Raw genomic sequence first — 18,368 nt, 5'->3', positions numbered from 1 at the left:
TCCCGTTATGTCGCCGCTCCGCGGTCGGTGCCGTTGCCGGATCGTTCCCCGTCGGCCCGTGGCCCATTCACGACGACCACGTACTCTTGGGTGTTGTGTTCCGAAGCCGTTCGAAGGATGGGCAGGCCGCGACCTCCAAGGTGAGCGCGGACCAGCCCCAGCAGCCCCGCGACCCGCAGGCCCCGAAGGGCCGCCCGACACCCAAGCGCAGCGACTCCCAGTCGCAGCGCCGCTCGCGTGCGCAGACGCCGAGCAACCGCAAGGACGCCGTCAAGGCCCAGCGGGAGGCGCGCCGTGCGGACATGGCCCGCCAGCGCGAGGCCCTGGCCAACGGCGACGAGCGCTATCTGCCGGTGCGCGACAAGGGACCGGTGCGCCGGTTCGCGCGCGACTACATCGACTCGCGCTGGTGCGTCGCGGAGTTCTTCCTGCCGATGGCCGTGGTGATCCTCGTGCTCACCATGGTCCGGGTGCCGTCGATCCAGAGCATCGCGCTGCTGCTGTGGGCCGCGATCATCGCGCTGATCGCGATCGACTCCGTGATCATCTGGGTCCGGCTGGGCGCGCGGCTCAAGGAGAAGTTCCCCAACGAGAACCTCAAGGGCGCCAAGCCGTACGCGATCATGCGGACGCTCCAGATGCGGCGGCTGCGGCTGCCCAAGCCGCAGGTCAAGCGCGGCGAGCGGCCCTGAGCCCGCGGGCTCAGGGCATCCCTGCGGCGGCGGACGGCGCCGGGCTGGGTCAGCCGGCGCCACCCGGCGCCGGTCGGCGTCACTCCGCGTCGGCCTCCGCCTCCGCGTGCAGGCTCATCGGCGCCGGATAGATCTCGGTGCCGTCCTCGAAGAGCCGGACCTGGTCGACGCCGCCGTTCAGCAGGGTCCGCCACTCCTCGCCGATCCAGGATTCGGCGTCCCCCTGGGTCGTGAACTCCTCCGGTTCCACCGAGGGCACCGCCTCCGAACCGTCCGCCTTCTCGAACCGCCACGTCCACGCCATGTGCGCCTCCTGGATCCCACCGGGTACGTCGTCGTACGTCGTGCTTCCGGGCCGAGCTTCCGTGCTTGATCGAAAGCCTATCGGCCGTGTCGAGGGGTGCCCCCGCGCGCTGACCGCCGCGGGACGCGAGAAACTCGGCGGGTGGACCTGACTCTCCTCGGCACCGGGGCCCCGCAGGGGCTGCCGCGCCCCGACTGCCCATGTGCCGCCTGTGCGACCGCCGTCGGCGACGAGGCGCGGGCGGCGACCGCGCTGCTCGTCGACGGTGCGCTGCTCATCGACCTGACGCCGGGACCGGCCTTCGCCGCCGCCCGCGCCGGCCGGTCGCTGGCCGGCGTGCGGCAGGTGCTGCTCTCGCATCCGCACGACGGCCCGGCGCTGGAGGTGCCGGCCGGGCTGCCGCAGCCGGTCCGGATCGCGGACGGGCGGGAGCTGGCCCTGCTGGGCGGGCACCGGGTGCGGGCGATCGCGGTGGACGTACCGGGGACGGGTTACGAGGTCGCGGGCGGGGGCGGAGAGCGGCTGCTGTACCTGCCGCCGGGGGCCGCGCCCGCCGGGGCGGTCGCCGGGAACGGCGGCTACGACGCGCCCGCCGGCACCGGGCCGTACGACCTGGTGCTGCTCGACGTCCTGGCCCGGCCGGACGCGCTGGCCCGGCTGCGGGCGAGCGGGGCGGTGGACGCGGCGACGGACGTGGTCGCGGTACACCTCGACCACAGCGTGCCGCCCGGTCCCGAACTGCACCGCAGGCTGGCCGCGTTGGGCGCCCGCACGGTGCCGGACGGCGGCTCGCTGGTGGTCGGCGAGTACCACGCGGTGCCCGATCTGCCGCGCCGCACGCTGGTGCTGGGCGGCGCGCGCAGCGGGAAGTCGGTGGAGGCCGAGCGACGGCTGGTGGCGTTCCCCGACGTGCTCTACGTGGCCACCGGCGGCACCCGGGACGGCGACGAGGACTGGGCGCAGCGGGTGGCGCTGCACCGCGAGCGGCGCCCCGGCAGCTGGCGCACGGTGGAGACCTGCGACCTGGTGCCGCTGCTCGCCGACGCCCCCGGGCCGGGTGCGGACCCCGGCAACGGGCGGCCCGCCGCCGGCCCGCCGCTGCTCATCGACTGCCTGGCGCTGTGGCTGACGCACGCCATGGACGAGGTGGGGGCCTGGGACGACGCGGCCTGGGAGGCCGGCGGGCGGCGGGCCCTGCGGGAGCGCTGCGACGCGTTGGTCGCGGCCGTCCGGGCGACCCGTCGGCGGGTGGTGGCGGTCAGCAACGAGGTCGGCTCGGGGGTGGTGCCGGCGACCGCGGCGGGCCGCCGCTTCCGCGACGAACTGGGGCGGCTGAACGCCGCGTTCGGCGCCGAGTGCGAACAGGTGCTGCTGGTCGTCGCGGGCCAGGCGCTCACGCTGCGCGGCTGACGGCGGCGCCCGGCCCGGCGGCCGGCGTCCGCCCGTACGCGGTCGGCGGGATGCGGTACCCGACGACGCAACGGCCCGACGACCTGCCGGCGCGGCCCGGCTGACGATCCGTCGGCGCAGCTTCCCGGAGGCGCGCCCCCCTCCGCGCCCCGTTGCCGGTAATCTGCGCCCAATGAGCGCCCTGAACCTCGATGACTTCGCCCAACTGATCGAGCGCCCCGACGCGGGTGTGCGCCGCGACGCCGAGGAGCGGCGGACCCGGCTGGCCGTGCCGCCGGGGGCGCTGGGCCGGCTGGACGAGCTGGGCGGGTGGCTGGCCGCGGTACAGGAGCGGGTGCCGGTGCGGCCGATCGAGCAGCCCCGGGTGCTGCTGTTCGCCGGGGACCACGGGGTGGCGCAGCTGGGCGTGTCGGCCCGGCCGGCCGGCGGGACCGCGGACCTGGTGCGGGCCGTACTGGACGGGGCGAGTCCGGCGGCGGTGCTGGCGCGCGGCGCCGGGGTGCCGGTCCGGGTGGTGGACATGGCGGTGGACTGCGATCCGGCGGAGCTGCCGGAGGAGGTCACGCGGCATCGGGTGCGGCGGGGTTCGGGCCGGATCGACGTCGAGGACGCGCTGACGGCACAGGAGGCCGAGGCGGCGTTCCGGGCCGGTATGGCGATCGCCGACGAGGAGGCGGACGCCGGCTGCGACCTGGTCGTCCTGGGCGATCTGAGCGTCGGCGGCACGACCGCGGCCGGCACCCTGATCGCCGCGCTGTGCGGCACGGACGCCTCGGTGGTCACCGGGCGCGGCGGATGGCCGATCGACGACCTGGCCTGGATGCGCAAGTGCGCGGCGATCCGGGACGCGCTGCGCCGGGCCCGGCCGGTGCTCGGCGACCAACTGGAGCTGCTGGCCACGGTCGGCGGCGCGGACCTGACCGCGATCACCGGGTTCCTGCTGCAGAGCGCGGTGCGCAAGACGCCGGTGATCCTGGACGGCGTGGTGTCCGCGGCCTGTGCGCTGGTCGCGCAGCGGGTGGCGTTCCGCGCACCGGACTGGTGGGTGGCCGGGCAGGCGAGCGGCGAACCGGCGCAGGCCAAGGCACTGGACCGGATCGCACTCAACCCTCTCCTCGATCACGGCGTCACAGCTGGGGAGGGGACCGGGGCGCTGCTCGCCCTGCCGCTGGTACGGGCCGCGGCGGCCCTGGCCGCGGAACTGCCGGAACGCGACGGAACCGCCGGGCCGGTGCGCCGCTGACCGGCGCCGGGCCGGCGGTGGCTCCCCATAAGATCGTGCTTTACACGCTTTTATCGGGAGACTTCGCTTGAGTCCGGAGGAAGACCGCCCTCGCGGCCGTTGGTCACAGCGCGGTGCCGCGTTCGGTATCTGGTATCTGCGCGCCATCACTTTCGTCAATTTCCTCAGTGCGGTGTGGGTGTCGTTCGGCAATGACATCCGGCGGCACAACGTCGAGGAGTTCTTCACCCCGTATCTGCTCACCGCCGGTTTCGCCTCCGGTGCCTTTTCCCTGTTCCTGGCGGTGACGCTGCGGCGGCGCAAACGGGCTTCCTGGATCCTGAACCTGGTGCTGTCCGGGCTGTTCCTGCTGGTGCTCCTTTTCGCGATGGTGAGCGCACCGGAATTCCGCGCGCACGCCCAGAACTGGGTGTCGCTGGTACTGACCCTGCTGTTCGCGGCCTCGCTGGTCGCCGGGCGGCGGGAGTTCTACGCCAGGGGCGACCGGGCGAATCCGAAACGGGCGGCGCTGACCGCGGCCGGCGGGCTGCTGGCCGCCTCGCTGCTGGCGGCGGTGCTGGTGACGGCCACCAACGGCGCCGCCGCCGGGTCGTCCACGTTCGTCGAGCGCTGGCGGTACGGGCTGATGCGGCTGGTGTCGCTGGCCGCCGACGACAGCAGGTTCCCCGGGATCTCCACCCCGAACTGGGTCGATGTCGTGATCAACGTGCTCAGCACGGTGCTGCTGGTGGCCGTCCTGTGGGCGGCGTTCCGGACCGTCCGCAGCACCGACCCGATCACCGCGGACGACGAGGAGCGGCTGCGGGCCCTGCTGGCGCGGCACGGCGACCGGGACTCGCTGGGGTACTTCGCGCTGCGCCGCGACAAGAGCGTGCTGTTCTCCCCCAGCGGCAAGGCGGCGGTGACCTACCGGGTGGTCGGCGGGGTGTCGCTGGCCTCCGCGGATCCGCTGGGCGACCCCGAGGCGTGGCCGGGCGCGATCGAGTGCTGGCTGGCCGAGGCCCGGGAGCACGGCTGGGCGCCCGCGGTGATGGGCGCGAGCGAGGAGGGCGGCACCGTCTACGCCCGGCACGGGCTGGACGCGCTGGAACTGGGCGACGAAGCGATCGTGGAGACCGCGGAGTTCACCCTCGGCGGCCGGGCGATGCGGACCGTGCGGCAGGCGTACCACCGCATCGAGCGGGCCGGCTACACGGTCCGCATCCGGCGGCACGAGGACATCCCCCCGGAGGAACTGGCGCAGTTGCTGCGGCTGGCGGACGACTGGCGGGACGGGGAGACCGAGCGCGGTTTCTCGATGGCGCTGGGGCGGCTCGGGGATCCTGGTGACGGGCGCTGCGTGATGCTCGAATGCAGCGACGCGGAAGGCCGGTTGCGGGCGCTGCTGAGTTTTGTGCCGTGGGGTGAGAAGGGTCTGTCGCTGGATCTGATGCGGCGTGACCGGGAGTCCGAGAACGGGCTGATGGAGTTCATGGTGCTGGAGCTGATCCAGCGCGCGAAAGAGGTGGAGATCACTCAGATCTCACTCAACTTCGCGATGTTCCGGTCCGTCTTCGAACGTGGGTCGCGGCTCGGCGCGGGTCCGGTGCTGCGGCTGTGGCGCTCACTGCTCAGTTTCTTCTCCCGGTGGTGGCAGATCGAATCGCTGTATCGCGCCAACGCGAAATACCGGCCGATCTGGGAACCCCGGTACATGCTCTTCGAAAAGAGCACGGATTTGCTGCGGATCGGTATTGCCGCGGGCCGCGCCGAGGGCTTCCTCGAAGCGCCCGGCCTGCCGAAGTGGCTGAACCGCAAGCACCTGGAGAACGTGAGATGAGCAAGGCCGGGGCGGGTCTGCGTCGCGCCGCCGGCGCCGAGTGGGGCCCGCTCCTGAGCACCGTGTGGTCGGCGCTGACCGCGGCGAAACTGCGGGCGCTCCCCATGACGCTGGGCGCGGTGGCGCTGACGCTGGTCCTCCAGTTCGTGCAGAACCAGTCGTGGGGCTACCACGCGGTCCAGAACATCGGCTCCGTCCAGGCGTACGAGCATCTGTGGCTGGCGCTGCTGCGGACCCCGCTGTCGCTGTTCGTCCCGGCCCTGGACCTCCCGGTGTGGGGCGCGCTGGCGCAGGTCCTGGCGGTGTTCGGCATCGCGGAGATCTGCATCGGCTGGCGGCAGACGCTGCTGGTCGCGTACGCCGCCACGCTCGCCGGGACGATGTACGCGCGGATCGGCCTGTGGATCGGCCCGGGCGGCCCGATCGGGCTGCCGGACTCGGACAAGTTCGTGGTGGACACCGGCCCGTCGGCGGCGGTGGTGGGCCTGGCGGTCTTCGTCTGCTGGCGCTACCGGGCCCGCTTCACGTGTGTGGCGGTGGTCGTCGCGATGCTCGTCGAGGTGGCGTTCATCAAGAACAACCTCGCGGGCAAGGAGCATGTGGCGGCGGTGCTGGTGGTGCTGGTGCTGTGCGTGGCCTGGGACTGGTGGCGCCCGCGCAAGCCGCTGGACACCCAGTACGCCAGCGGCCGGGAGCACCCCTGGTAGGCGCGCCGCGGCGCCCCGATAGCCTGCCGCGGTGAACGACGCCGCGCCCTCCACTCCCCCGCCGCCCGCACCGCCTTCGCCCGCCGACGCCCTGCGGTTCGCGTTCGGCACGCTGACCGTGCTGCCGGTGCGGGTCGGTCGCTGGGACCGGGCGGCGGCCCGCGGCGGGATGCTGTGCGCGCCGCTGGCCGGGCTGGTCGTCGGGCTGTGCGCGGCGGCGCTCGGCGGGGCGCTGCTGCTGCTCGGCGGCGGCCCGCTGCTGGCCGCGGTCGGCAGCGCGGCGGTGCCGGCGGTGCTCACCCGCGGACTGCATCTGGACGGGCTCGCGGACACCGCCGACGGGCTGGGCAGCGGCAAGCCGGCGGACGAGGCGCTGCGCATCATGAAGCGGTCCGACATCGGCCCGTTCGGGGTCGTCACGCTGCTGTTCTGCCTGTTCGCGCAGGTGGCGGCGGTGTCCCGGCTGTACGCGGCGGGCTGGGCGTACGGCGCGGCCGGGGTGGCGGTGGCGGCGGTCACCGCGCGCTGCGCGCTGACCCTGGCGTCCCGTACGGGGGTGCCGGCGGCCCGCCCCGAGGGGCTGGGCGCGGCGGTCGCGCAGACCGTTCCGGTGCGGGCCGCGCTGGGGTGCGCGGCGCTGGTGACGGCCGGATGCGCGGCGGCGGGCGGGGTGTTCGGGCCGTCCGGGGCGCTGCACACCGCGCTCGCCGTCGTGCTCGGGCTGGCGGCCGGGGAGTTGCTGCTGCGGCACTGCCGGCGGCGGTTCGGCGGGGTGACCGGCGATGTCTTCGGCGCCCTCGCGGAGAGCGCGGGGCTCGCGGCACTGGTGGTACTGGCCCTGGGCTGACGGCCCGTGGGACGGCCAACCGCCCCCGGGGAAGCGCCCGTTCCGCGTCCGGAGGTGCGCCTTCCGGGCGCCCGGTCCCGGCCCGGTACCGCTACCGGCCGGGCCTGGCGGCGCCACCGAGCGTAGGCTCGGCCGCAGCAGCGCGCTATGCGCGAAACGGAATCCCCGGACGGAACAGGACCTTCATCACCGTGACTGCACTGACCCTCAGTACTTCTTCCGCCGCAACGGTGCGTGCGGATGCCGTCGTCGTCGGCGTGGCCAAAGGCGCCAAGGGCGTCGTGGTCGCCCCCGGCGCCGAGGCCGTGGACAAGGCGTTCGGCGGCAAGCTCGCCGCCGTGCTGGAGACCCTCGGCGCGACCGGTGCCGAGGGCGAGGTGACCAAACTGCCCACCGCCGACGGCGTCAAGGCGCCGGTCCTGCTGGCGACCGGCCTCGGCGACGCGCCGGCCAAGGGCGAGGCGTACGGGAACGAGGCGCTGCGGCGCGCGGCGGGCAGCGCGGCCCGGGCGCTGGCCGGCACCAAGAAGGCCGGCTTCGCCCTGCCGGTCGAGGACGCCGAGGCCGCCGCCGCGGTGGGCGAGGGCGCCCTCCTCGGCGCGTACACCTTCACCGCGTTCCGCAGCAACGGCCAGAACGGCAAGGCCGCCACGGGCAGGAAGAACGACACCAAGTCGGCGCCGCTGGGCGAGGCCGCGATCCTCGGCGCCAAGCCGCGCGACAAGGAGTTCAAGGCCGCCGCCGAGCGCGCCCAGGCGCTGGCCGCGGAGATCAACCGCGCCCGCGACCTCATCAACACGCCCTCCAACGCCCTGGACCCGAAGCAGTTCGCGGCCGAGGCGCAGGCCGCGGCCAAGGAGTTCGGCCTCCAGGTCGAGGTGCTGGACGAGAAGGCGCTCAAGAAGGGCGGCTACGGCGGTCTGATGGGCGTCGGCCAGGGCTCCGAGGCGCCGCCGCGGCTGGTGCGGATCGCCCACACGCACGCCGACGCGGAGAAGACGCTGGCGCTGGTCGGCAAGGGCATCACCTACGACTCGGGCGGCATCTCGCTCAAGCCGGCCGGTCACAACGAGACCATGAAGTGCGACATGAGCGGTGCCGCCGCGGTGTTCGCCGCGGTGGTGGCCGCCGCCCGGCTGGACCTCCCGGTGAACGTCACCGGCTGGCTGGCGCTCGCCGAGAACATGCCGTCCGGCTCCGCCACCCGCCCCGGCGACGTGCTGACCATGTACAGCGGCAAGACCGTCGAGGTGCTCAACACCGACGCCGAGGGCCGGCTCGTCCTGGCCGACGCGCTGACCCGGGCCTCGGAGGAGTCGCCGGACGCGATCGTGGACGTGGCGACGCTGACCGGCGCGATGGTGCTGGCGCTGGGCCACCGCACCTTCGGGATCATGGCCAACGACGACGCCTTCCGCACCGCGATCCACGAGATCGCGGAGGAGGTCGGCGAGCAGTCCTGGCCGATGCCGATGCCGACCGAGCTGCGCAAGGGGATGGACTCCCCGGTCGCCGACATCGCCAACATGGGTGACCGGATGGGCGGCGGCCTGGTCGCCGGGCTCTTCCTGAAGGAGTTCGTCGGCGAGGGCATCACCTGGGCGCACCTGGACATCGCCGGCCCCGCCTTCCACGAGGGCGCGCCCTGGGGCTACACCCCCAAGGGCGGCACTGGCTCCTCGGTGCGCACCCTGGTGCGGCTGGCCGAGCGCACCGCCGCCGGCGACCTCGGCTGACGCCGGTCGGCTCCCGGCCGACTCCCGGCCGTTTCGCCGGATATGCCCCCTGCGGCCCCGGGCCATGCGCCCGGGGCCGTCGCGCGGTCCCGTATCGTCGCTTACCACAGCGGCCCGGCAGTCCGGCCACGTTCGCCCTCAACGAAATTCGCACGTTCGCATGGCTGGGTAACCCGGTCCGGGCAGCGGATCGGCCGTCCGGAGCCCGGCCCGGCGTCCCGGCTTCGTTGAACAAGTGCGAAGATGGGTTCTCGGCAGGACAGGGCCCCCCTTACCCAGGGCCGAGTTAAAGCGGCCGAACAACAGCCGCGGTCCGGTCATCGACGACCGGCTCCGGCGCACCCATGCATGGAGGACGTGACGTGGCGAACGACGCCAGCACCGTTTTCGACCTAGTGATCCTCGGCGGCGGTAGCGGCGGTTACGCCGCCGCGCTGCGCGGGGCGCAGCTGGGTCTCGACGTCGCCCTGATCGAGAAGGGCAAGGTCGGCGGCACCTGCCTGCACAACGGCTGCATCCCCACGAAGGCTCTGCTGCACGCCGGTGAGATCGCCGACCAGGCTCGCGAGAGCGAGCAGTTCGGTGTCAAGGCCACTTTCGAGGGCATTGACATCGAGGCGGTCCACAAGTACAAGGACGAGGTCATCTCGGGCCTGTACAAGGGCCTGCAGGGCCTGATCGCCTCCCGCAAGGTGACGTACATCGAGGGCGAGGGCCGGCTGTCCTCCCCGACCTCCGTCGCGGTCAACGGTCAGCAGGTCCAGGGCCGCCACGTCCTGCTCGCGACCGGCTCCGTGCCGAAGTCGCTGCCGGGCCTGGAGATCGACGGCAACCGCATCATCTCCTCGGACCACGCGCTCACGCTCGACCGCGTCCCGCAGTCCGCGATCATCCTGGGCGGCGGCGTGATCGGCGTCGAGTTCGCCTCGGCGTGGAAGTCCTTCGGCACCGACGTCACCGTCATCGAGGGCCTCAAGCACCTCGTCCCGGTCGAGGACGAGAACAGCTCCAAGCTGCTGGAGCGGGCCTTCCGCAAGCGCGGCATCAAGTTCAACCTCGGCACCTTCTTCGACAAGGCCGAGTACACCGCCGACGGCGTCCGGGTCACCCTCGCCGACGGCAAGACCTTCGAGGCCGAGGTGCTGCTGGTCGCGATCGGCCGCGGGCCGGTCTCCGCCGGTCTCGGCTACGAGGAGCAGGGCGTCGCGATGGACCGCGGCTACGTCCTGGTCGACGAGTACATGCAGACCAACGTGCCGACGATCTCGGCCGTCGGCGACCTCGTCCCCACCCTCCAGCTCGCGCACGTCGGCTTCGCCGAGGGCATGCTGGTGGCGGAGCGGCTGGCCGGTCTCAAGACCGTGCCGATCGACTACGACGGCGTCCCGCGCGTGACGTACTGCCACCCCGAGGTCGCTTCGGTGGGCATCACCGAGGCCAAGGCCAAGGAGCTGTACGGCGCCGACAAGGTCGTCGCTCTGAAGTACAACCTCGCGGGCAACGGCAAGAGCAAGATCCTCAAGACCTCGGGCGAGATCAAGCTCGTCCAGGTCAAGGACGGTGCCGTGGTCGGCGTCCACATGGTCGGTGACCGTATGGGCGAGCAGGTCGGTGAGGCCCAGCTGGTTTACAACTGGGAGGCCCTGCCGGCCGAGGTTGCGCAGCTCGTACACGCGCACCCGACGCAGAACGAGGCTCTCGGCGAGGCCCACCTGGCCCTGGCCGGCAAGCCTCTCCACTCCCACGACTGATTCCAGTCCCGGGCGCGACCACATCCGCACTTTCCGTAAGGAGCAACAGAAACCATGGCGGTTTCCGTAACCCTGCCGGCGCTCGGCGAGAGCGTCACCGAGGGCACCGTCACCCGCTGGCTGAAGGCCGAGGGTGAGCGCGTAGAGGCCGACGAGCCGCTGCTCGAAGTGTCGACCGACAAGGTCGACACCGAGATCCCGGCCCCGGCCTCCGGCGTGCTGGCCTCCATCAAGGTGGCCGAGGACGAGACCGTGGAGGTCGGCGCCGAGCTGGCCATCATCGACGACGGCACCGGTGCGCCGGTCGCCGCTCCGGCTCCGGCCGCCGCCGCGGCGCCCGCCCCGGCTGCCCAGCCCGAGCCCGCCGCGGCTCCGGCGCCGGCCCCCGTCGCCGCGCCCGCCGGCGCCGCCGAGGGCACTGACGTCGTCCTCCCCGCGCTCGGCGAGAGCGTCACCGAGGGCACCGTCACCCGCTGGCTGAAGGAGGTCGGCGAGGAGGTCTCCGAGGACGAGCCCCTGCTGGAGGTCTCCACCGACAAGGTCGACACCGAGATCCCAGCGCCGGCCTCCGGCGTCCTGCTGGAGATCGTGGTCGGCGAGGACGAGACCGCCGAGGTCGGCGCCAAGCTCGCGGTGATCGGCGTCAAGGGTGCGGCTCCGGCCGCTGCCCCGGCTCCGGCCGCCCCGGCCCCGGTCGCCGCTCCGGCGCCCGCCCCGGCCCCCGCGCCCGCTCCGGCGGCGCCCGCCCCGGCCGCCGCTGCCCCGGCCCCGGCCCCGGTCCCCGCGCCGGCTCCGGCTCCGGCCGCGGCTCCGGCTCCGGTCGCGCCGGCCCCCGTCACCCCCGCCCCGGCGGCCGGTGAGGGCGAGGGCGCGTACGTCACCCCGCTGGTGCGCAAGCTGGCGCAGGAGAACGGCGTCAACCTCGCCACGGTCAAGGGCACCGGTGTCGGTGGCCGGATCCGCAAGCAGGATGTCATCGCCGCCGCCGAGGCCCTCAAGGCCGCCGTCCCGGCCCCGGCCGCGCCGGCCGCCGCCGCCAAGCCGGGCGCCCCGGTCATCGAGGCGTCGCCGCTGCGCGGTCAGACCGTCAAGATGCCGCGGATGCGCAAGGTCATCGGCGACAACATGATGAAGGCGCTGCACGGCCAGGCGCAGCTGACCTCCGTGGTCGAGGTGGACATCACCGCGATCATGCGGATGCGCAACAAGGCCAAGGACGCCTTCGCGCAGCGTGAGGGCGTCAAGCTCTCCCCGATGCCGTTCTTCGTCAAGGCCGCCGTCCAGGCGCTGAAGGCCCACCCGGTCGTCAACGCCCGGATCAACGAGGACGAGGGCACCATCACCTACTTCGACACCGAGAACGTCGGTATCGCGGTGGACGCGGAGAAGGGCCTGATGACCCCGGTCATCAAGGGTGCGGGCGACCTGAACATCGCCGGCATCGCCCGTAAGACGGCGGAGCTGGCGGGCAAGGTCCGGGCCAACAAGATCACCCCGGACGAGCTGTCCGGCGCGACCTTCACCATCAGCAACACCGGTTCGCGCGGCGCCCTGTTCGACACCGTGATCGTGCCTCCGAACCAGGTCGGCATCCTGGGCATCGGTGCCACCGTCAAGCGCCCGGTGGTCATCAACCACCCGGACCTCGGCGAGACCATCGCGGTGCGCGACATGACCTACCTCGCGCTCTCCTACGACCACCGTCTGGTGGACGGCGCCGACGCCGCCCGCTACCTGACCACGGTCAAGCAGATCCTGGAGGCGGCGGAGTTCGAGACCGAGATCGGTCTCTGACACCCGCGTAAGCCGTAGCCGTGCAAAGGGGCCGGCCCCGGTTCGTTCCTGACGAGCCGGGGTCGGCCCTTGCGCATGTCCGCGTCCCCGATAATGGCCCCCACCGGCCTTTTTGCCCCATGGGGCCCCACACGCTCTGAAGGAGCACGTCATGACCCCGCCCGTCGTCCATTCGCTGCGCGAGCAGATCCGCGAGCACATCCTTGAGGGGATCGTCAGCGGCCGCTGGCAGCCGGGCGAGCGGATCGTGGAGCGGCGGATCGCGGTCGAGCTGGAGGTCAGCCAGACCCCGGTGCGCGAGGCGCTGCGGGAGCTGGAGTCGCTCCAGCTCATCGAGTCCGCGCCGAACAAGGGCGTCCGGGTGCGGAATCTGACCGCGGACGACCTCAAGGAGAGCTACCCGGTGCGGGCCGGGCTGGAGCAGGTCGCCGCGGAACTGGCGGCCGGACGGCTGGCGGAGGACACCGCGGCGCTGGAGCGCGAGGTGGCGGCGCTGCGCGAGGCGGACGCGACGGGCGACGGCGAGGCACAGGTCCGGCACACGGTGGCCTTCCACCGGGAGATCGTGCGGGCGGCCGGGAACGCGGTGCTGCTGCACACCTGGGAGTCGCTGGGCGTCGAGGTCTGGACGACGCTCTCCATCCGCTGGTTCAGCCCGGAGCCGCGTTCGCACGCCCAGGACCACCAGGAGATCGTGGACGCGTTCCGGCGGCGCGACCCGAAGATCGGCACGTTGCTGAAGGCGCATGTGCTGAGCTGCGCACCGCGCGTGTGAGGCCCCGGCCGGCCGCGCTCGCGGCGGGTCACGGCGGTTGCGGCCCCGCCGGTTCCATGGCGTGCCGGCGGGGCTCCGGGGTGTAACGGAGGGAGTCTCCGGAGCTGGCACGGGGTGCCCCATAATGCGGCACCCCGTGCCGACCTGCGGTTATTCACTCGGAGGGCGTTGATCGATCATCGATCAGAGGCGTATCGTCGACTGCTGGGGCGCGACACCCCTGCCTGCCGAATGCCTGCCGAACTCGCATTCCCACCCGTCCGGAAAGGGGCCACCCATGCCCGATCCCGTGCGCCTGCCGTACAGCCAGCTCGACCAGCTCCCGGACCTCGATCCCGAGGAGACGGCCGAATGGCGCGAGTCGCTGGACGCCGTCGCCGAGGCAGCGGGCCCGCATCGCGCCGCGTACCTGATGCGCCGCGCCCTGGAGCACACCGCGCGCACCGAGGGCACCGACCTGCCCTCGCTGCTGGAGACGGACTACGTCAACACCATCCCGACCTCCGCCGAGCCCGCGTTCCCGGGTGACGAGGCGCTGGAGGCCCGGATCACCGCCTGGAACCGCTGGAACGCCGCCGCCATGGTGACCCGCGGCTCCAAGCTCGGCCTCGGCGGGCACATCGCCACCTTCGCCTCGGCGGCCTGGCTCTACGAGACCGGCTTCCAGCACTTCTTCCGCGGCAAGGACGGCGACGGCAGCGGCGACCAGCTCTACATCCAGGGCCACGCCTCCCCCGGCATCTACGCCCGCGCCTTCCTCGAAGGCCGGCTCACCGAGGACCAGCTCGACCACTTCCGCCAGGAGGCCGGCGGCGAGGGCCTGCCCTCGTACCCGCACCCGCGCCGCCTCCCCTGGCTGTGGGAGTTCCCCACCGTCTCCATGGGCCTGGGCCCGCTCTCCGCGATCTACCAGGCGCGCTTCAACCGCTACCTGGAGCACCGCGGCATCAAGGACACCGCCAACTCCCACGTCTGGGCGTTCCTGGGCGACGGCGAGATGGACGAGCCGGAGTCGACCGCCGCACTGGCACTGGCCGGCCGCGAGGGCCTGGACAACCTGACCTTCGTCATCAACTGCAACCTGCAGCGCCTGGACGGCCCGGTCCGCCCCAACTTCAAGATCGTGCAGGAGCTGGAGGCCCAGTTCCGCGCCGCCGGCTGGAACGTCGTCAAGGCCCTCTGGGGCCGGGCGTGGGACGAGGTCTTCGCGCTCGACACCGACGGCGCGCTGCTCCAGCGCCTCCGCGAGACCCCCGACGCGCAGTTCCAGACGTACGCCACCCGCGACGCCGCCTACCTGCGCGAGCACTTCTTCGGCGCGAGCGCGTCGCTGCGGGCCCTCGCCGAGAAGCTCTCCGACGCCAAGCTGCTGGAGCTGTTCCAGACCTCCCGCGCCGGGCACGAGCCGCGCAAGGTGTACGCCGCCTACAAGGCCGCCGTCGAGCACAAGGGCGCGCCTACCGTCATCCTGGCGCAGACCGTCAAGGGCTACACCCTCGGCACGGGCTTCGAGTCCCGCAACGCCAACCACCAGATGAAGAAGCTGACCCTGGCGGAGTTCCGCGCGATGCGCGATCTGCTCGAACTCCCCATCCCGGACAGCGCGTTGGACGGCGACCTGGTGCCGTACTGGCGCCCGGCCGAGGACTCGCCCGAGATGCGGTACCTGCGCTCGCGGCGCACCGCCCTCGACGGCCCGGCCCCGGCCCGCAAGGTCGTGGCCAAGCCGCTGCCGATGCCCGCCGACAAGACCTTCGACGCGCTGAAGAAGGGCTCCGGCAGCCAGGAGATCGCCACCACCATGGCGTTCGTCCGGCTGGTCAAGGACCTGATGCGGGACAAGGAGACCGGCCGGCGCTGGGTCCCGATCGTCCCGGACGAGGCCCGTACCTTCGGCATGGAGTCCCTCTTCCCGACGGCCGGCCTCTACTCCCCCAAGGGCTCCACGTACGACCCGGTCGACCGCGACCAGCTCCTCTGGTACAAGGAAGCCAAGGACGGCCAGATCCTCAACGAGGGCATCACCGAGGCCGGTTCGCTCGCCGACTTCACCGCCGCCGCGACGTCGTACGCGACGCACGGCGAGCCGATGATCCCCTTCTACATCTTCTACTCGATGTTCGGCTGGCAGCGCACCGCCGACCAGTTCTGGGCGCTGGCCGACCAGTTGGGCCGCGGCTTCGTCATCGGCGCCACCGCCGGCCGCACCACGATGACCGGTGAGGGCCTCCAGCACGCCGACGGCCACTCCCACCTGATCGCCTCGACCAACCCGGCGGCGGTCTCGTACGACCCGGCGTTCGCGTACGAGGTGGCGGTGATCGTCAAGGAGGGGCTGCGCCGGATGTACGGCCCCGACGCCGAGGACGTCTTCTACTACCTGACGGTCTACAACGAGACCAAGGTGCAGCCGGCCATGCCGGAGGGTGCCGAAGAGGGCATCCTCAAGGGCCTGTACCGCTACCGGCAAGCCGTCTCCATAGAGGGCGCCGACGTCCCGCGGCTCCAGCTGCTGGCGTCGGGCACCGCCATCCACTGGGCCCTGGAGGCGCAGCAGCTGCTGGCCGCCGACTGGGGCGTGGCCGCGGACGTCTGGTCGGCCCCGTCCTGGACGGAGCTGCGCCGCGACGCCCTGGAGTGCGACGCGGCCCGCCTGGAGGGCGAGGACCGCGTCCCGTACGTCACCCGTGCGCTGGCCGGTGCCCCCGGCCCGGTCGTCGCGGTCAGCGACTGGATGCGGGCGGTCCCGGACCAGATCGCCCAGTGGGTCGAGCAGGACTGGACCTCCGTCGGGACGGACGGCTTCGGCCTCTCCGACACCCGGGAGGCGGCCCGCCGGCACTTCGGCGTGGACCCGCAGTCGCTCGTCGTCCAGGCGCTCGCGGCGCTGGCCCGGCGCGGCGACGTCAAGCCGGAGACGGTCAAGGAGGCCCGGGAGCGCTACGGGCTGTGACCCCGCGCGCGGTCCCGCCCTGGTGACCGCGCCCACCGGACGCGGGCGGCCCCGGCCGACACCGGGCGCCGCCCGCCCGCCAACTCCCGTGCGAAGACCACCTCCCGCGCCCGGGGTCTTCGCACGGGGCTCGCTCACCTCCTCGGCCGCGGGGCGTTGTCAGTGGTGCGCGGCATGATGGATTCATGCGTGCCGCACGGCTGATCAGGATGGTGTTGCTGCTCCAGTCCCGGCCGTCGATGACGGCCGGTGAGCTGGCGCGGGAGCTGGAGGTCTCGGAGCGCACGGTCGCCCGGGACGTCCTGTCGCTCTCGGAGGCCGGCGTGCCCGTGTACGCGGACCGCGGCCGGGCCGGCGGCTACCGCCTGACAGGCGGGTACCGCACCCGGCTCACCGGCCTCGGCCGCAGCGAGGCGGAGGCGCTCTTCCTGTCCGGAGTGCCCTCCGCCCTGCGGGAGATGGGCCTGGCGGACGCCGCGTCCGCCGCCCGCCTGAAGGTGTCCGCCGCGCTGCTGCCCGAGCTGCGGGACGCCGCCTCGGGCGCCGCCCAGCGGTTCCATCTGGACGCGCCGGCCTGGTATCAGGAGCCCGAGACGCCCGCGCTGCTGCCCGCGATCGCCGACGCGGTGTGGGACGACCGCCGGCTGACGGTCCGCTATCTCCGCAAGGACCGTGAAGTGGTACGGGAGTTGGAACCGTACGGGCTCGTGCTGAAGGCGGGCGTCTGGTACCTGGCGGCCCGCGCGTGCGACGGCCGGCGCGCGGCGGCGACCGGTCCGGGGGCGCCGCGGGACGCGCCCCCGCCGTGCGACGGCCGGCGGTCGGCGGGCTTCCGGGTCTATCGGGTCGACCGGTTCACCGCCGTCGAAGCCGCCCGGGCGACCGATCCGGCGGAGCCGCCCGAGCGGGCCGGCGCCGCGGGGGCCGCCCCGCGGCCGGGGCGCGCCGGCGATCGCTTCCGGCGCGACGAGGGGTTCGATCTGCCCGCGTTCTGGGCCGAGCGCGCCCAGGAGTTCGCCCGGTCGCTGCTGCGCGAGGAGGTGGTCCTCCGGCTCTCCCCGCAGGGCGTGCGCCAACTCCCGTACGTCACCGAGCGGATCGCGGCCCGGGAGGCGGTAGCGGCGGCGCTGGCGGCCGGCGGTCCCGACGGGCGGGGGCGGCTGACGGTCACCCTCGCCGTGGAGTCCGCGGAGGTCGCCTACTCCCAGCTGCTGGCGCTCGGCCCGGAGGGCGAGGTGCTCGCGCCCTCCGGGCTGCGGGAGCGGTTCGCCGCGGCCGCCCGGCGGACGGCCGCGCTCTACGCCCCGCCGGGAGAGGAGGGTGCCGCGGCCGGCGTGCGGTAGTCCTCCGGTCCCGCGTCCCTGCCGCCCAGCACGACGTCCTCGAAGTAGCCGAAGCAGTCGGGCCGGGTGCCGTCCGCGTCGGTGAAGCCGTACTCCTTCGCCAGCTGGCCGCTGGAGAGCGAACGGCCGCTCCAGCGCGCCTTGTCCGGGTCGCCGGCCAGCGCCCGCACCGCGCGGCCGATCAGAGCCGGGGATTCGGCGATGGCGAAGTGCGGCTCCTTAGCGATCGCGTCGCGCCAGGTCTCCTCCGTGACGCCGAAGCGGTCCAGCATCTCCTCGGAGCGCAGGAAGCCGGGGGTGAGCGAGACGGCGGTGCCGCCGTACTCCTTCAGTTCGGCGGCGAGCCCGAAGGCGATGCGGTGCGGGACGTTCTTGGTGATGTCGTAGCAGAGGCTGCCGCGGTAGGTGCGGTTGAAGGAGGCGGTGCCGTCGGTGACCTCGACGACCAGTCCGCCGGGGCGCCGGATCAGCAGCGGCAGCGCGTAGTGGCCGGTGATGACGTGCGCGTCGACGCCGAGCCGGAACATCCGCAGCCCGCCCGCGAGATCGAGGTCCCAAACCTTGGTGTCGAACTCGATCAGGCGGTCGCCGCCCCAGAGGCTGTTGACCAGGATGTCCAGCCGGCCCTGCTCGCGGTCGATGCGCTCGACCAGCGCCCTGACCTGTTCCGGCTCCAGGTGGTCGGTCGGTACGGCGACGCCGGTGCCGCCCGCCCCAGTCACCAGCTCCGCGGTCTGCTCGATCGTCTCGGTGGCCCGGCCGACCTCGCTGACCCGCTCCCTCGTCGTCCGCCCGGTCACGTACACCAGGGCGCCCGCGCGGCCCAGCTCCACGGCCATGGCCCGGCCCGCGCCCCTGGTGGCCCCGGCGACCAGCGCCACCCGCCCGGTCAGATCGGCGGCCGGCAGCAGCCCGCCGGGGTCCGCCGCCTCCGTTCGCCGCGCCGCTCCCGTACGCTCCGCCGCTTCCCGCTGGGCCGCCGGTTCGTTGTGCG

General features: G+C 73.4%; 14 protein-coding genes. 12 read left to right on the top strand and 2 right to left on the bottom strand.

Translation table 11 applies throughout. The annotated features are described in order from the left end of the window. Positions 1-95: 95 nt before the first annotated feature. Complete coding sequence (locus GR130_RS09240) at positions 96-692, top strand: DUF3043 domain-containing protein (protein ID WP_159504243.1); 597 nt, start codon at positions 96-98, stop codon at positions 690-692. Positions 693-771: 79 nt separating this feature from the next. Here GR130_RS09240 and GR130_RS09235 read toward each other — a convergent pair whose 3' ends face one another. Beyond that, on the bottom strand, positions 772-996 hold the full coding sequence (locus GR130_RS09235; RefSeq protein WP_159504242.1) for a hypothetical protein: 225 nt from the start codon (positions 994-996) through the stop codon (positions 772-774). 141 nt (positions 997-1,137) lie between these two features. On the opposite strand from GR130_RS09235, the gene GR130_RS09230 reads away from it, so the two are divergent. The 11 genes from GR130_RS09230 to GR130_RS09180 all read left to right on the top strand — a co-directional run bounded on the left by GR130_RS09230 (position 1,138) and on the right by GR130_RS09180 (position 17,374). Continuing rightward, positions 1,138-2,406 (top strand): bifunctional adenosylcobinamide kinase/adenosylcobinamide-phosphate guanylyltransferase, encoded by a 1,269-nt coding sequence (locus tag GR130_RS09230; protein ID WP_201304847.1) that lies wholly within the window; start codon positions 1,138-1,140, stop codon positions 2,404-2,406. A gap of 172 nt (positions 2,407-2,578) precedes the next feature. Then, positions 2,579-3,649, top strand: coding sequence for a nicotinate-nucleotide--dimethylbenzimidazole phosphoribosyltransferase (gene cobT / locus GR130_RS09225; protein WP_159504241.1), 1,071 nt, complete (start codon positions 2,579-2,581; stop codon positions 3,647-3,649). A 67-nt stretch (positions 3,650-3,716) separates the two neighbouring features. Continuing rightward, positions 3,717-5,468 (top strand): phosphatidylglycerol lysyltransferase domain-containing protein, encoded by a 1,752-nt coding sequence (locus GR130_RS09220; RefSeq protein ID WP_236572960.1) that lies wholly within the window; start codon positions 3,717-3,719, stop codon positions 5,466-5,468. After that, entirely contained in the window at positions 5,465-6,175 is a 711-nt protein-coding gene (locus GR130_RS09215; protein WP_159504240.1) for a hypothetical protein, read from the top strand. The genes GR130_RS09220 and GR130_RS09215 overlap by 4 nt, the downstream gene beginning before the upstream one ends. A 31-nt stretch (positions 6,176-6,206) precedes the next feature. Further along, positions 6,207-7,022 carry an adenosylcobinamide-GDP ribazoletransferase gene (locus GR130_RS09210; RefSeq protein WP_159504239.1) on the top strand — a complete coding sequence of 272 codons (816 nt, stop codon included), beginning with the start codon at positions 6,207-6,209 and terminating at the stop codon, positions 7,020-7,022. A gap of 191 nt (positions 7,023-7,213) precedes the next feature. Further along, positions 7,214-8,758, top strand: coding sequence for a leucyl aminopeptidase (locus GR130_RS09205; RefSeq protein WP_159504238.1), 1,545 nt, complete (start codon positions 7,214-7,216; stop codon positions 8,756-8,758). Positions 8,759-9,120: 362 nt separating this feature from the next. Then, a complete protein-coding gene (gene lpdA, locus GR130_RS09200) occupies positions 9,121-10,509 on the top strand; it encodes a dihydrolipoyl dehydrogenase (protein ID WP_159504237.1) in 1,389 nt (462 codons plus the stop codon). 54 nt (positions 10,510-10,563) lie between these two features. Next, positions 10,564-12,303, top strand: coding sequence for a 2-oxoglutarate dehydrogenase, E2 component, dihydrolipoamide succinyltransferase (gene sucB, locus GR130_RS09195; protein WP_159504236.1), 1,740 nt, complete (start codon positions 10,564-10,566; stop codon positions 12,301-12,303). Between the two features lie 151 nt (positions 12,304-12,454). Next, positions 12,455-13,078: a GntR family transcriptional regulator gene (locus GR130_RS09190; RefSeq protein ID WP_159504235.1), complete on the top strand. Its 624-nt coding sequence runs from the start codon at positions 12,455-12,457 to the stop codon at positions 13,076-13,078. 277 nt (positions 13,079-13,355) lie between these two features. After that, entirely contained in the window at positions 13,356-16,031 is a 2,676-nt protein-coding gene (aceE, locus tag GR130_RS09185) for a pyruvate dehydrogenase (acetyl-transferring), homodimeric type (protein ID WP_159504234.1), read from the top strand. A 185-nt stretch (positions 16,032-16,216) separates the two neighbouring features. After that, positions 16,217-17,374 (top strand): helix-turn-helix transcriptional regulator, encoded by a 1,158-nt coding sequence (locus GR130_RS09180; protein ID WP_159504233.1) that lies wholly within the window; start codon positions 16,217-16,219, stop codon positions 17,372-17,374. Here GR130_RS09180 and GR130_RS09175 read toward each other — a convergent pair. After that, on the bottom strand, positions 17,329-18,285 hold the full coding sequence (locus GR130_RS09175) for an SDR family oxidoreductase (protein ID WP_443043755.1): 957 nt from the start codon (positions 18,283-18,285) through the stop codon (positions 17,329-17,331). The two genes, GR130_RS09180 and GR130_RS09175, sit on opposite strands and share 46 nt — an antisense overlap. Positions 18,286-18,368: the final 83 nt, after the last annotated feature.

Source organism: Streptomyces sp. GS7, assembly GCF_009834125.1.
In the GTDB taxonomy this organism is placed as follows: Bacteria; Actinomycetota; Actinomycetes; order Streptomycetales; family Streptomycetaceae; genus Streptomyces.
Note: the sequence above shows the minus strand (reverse complement) of the source record. Positions and strands in the feature narration are given on the sequence as shown.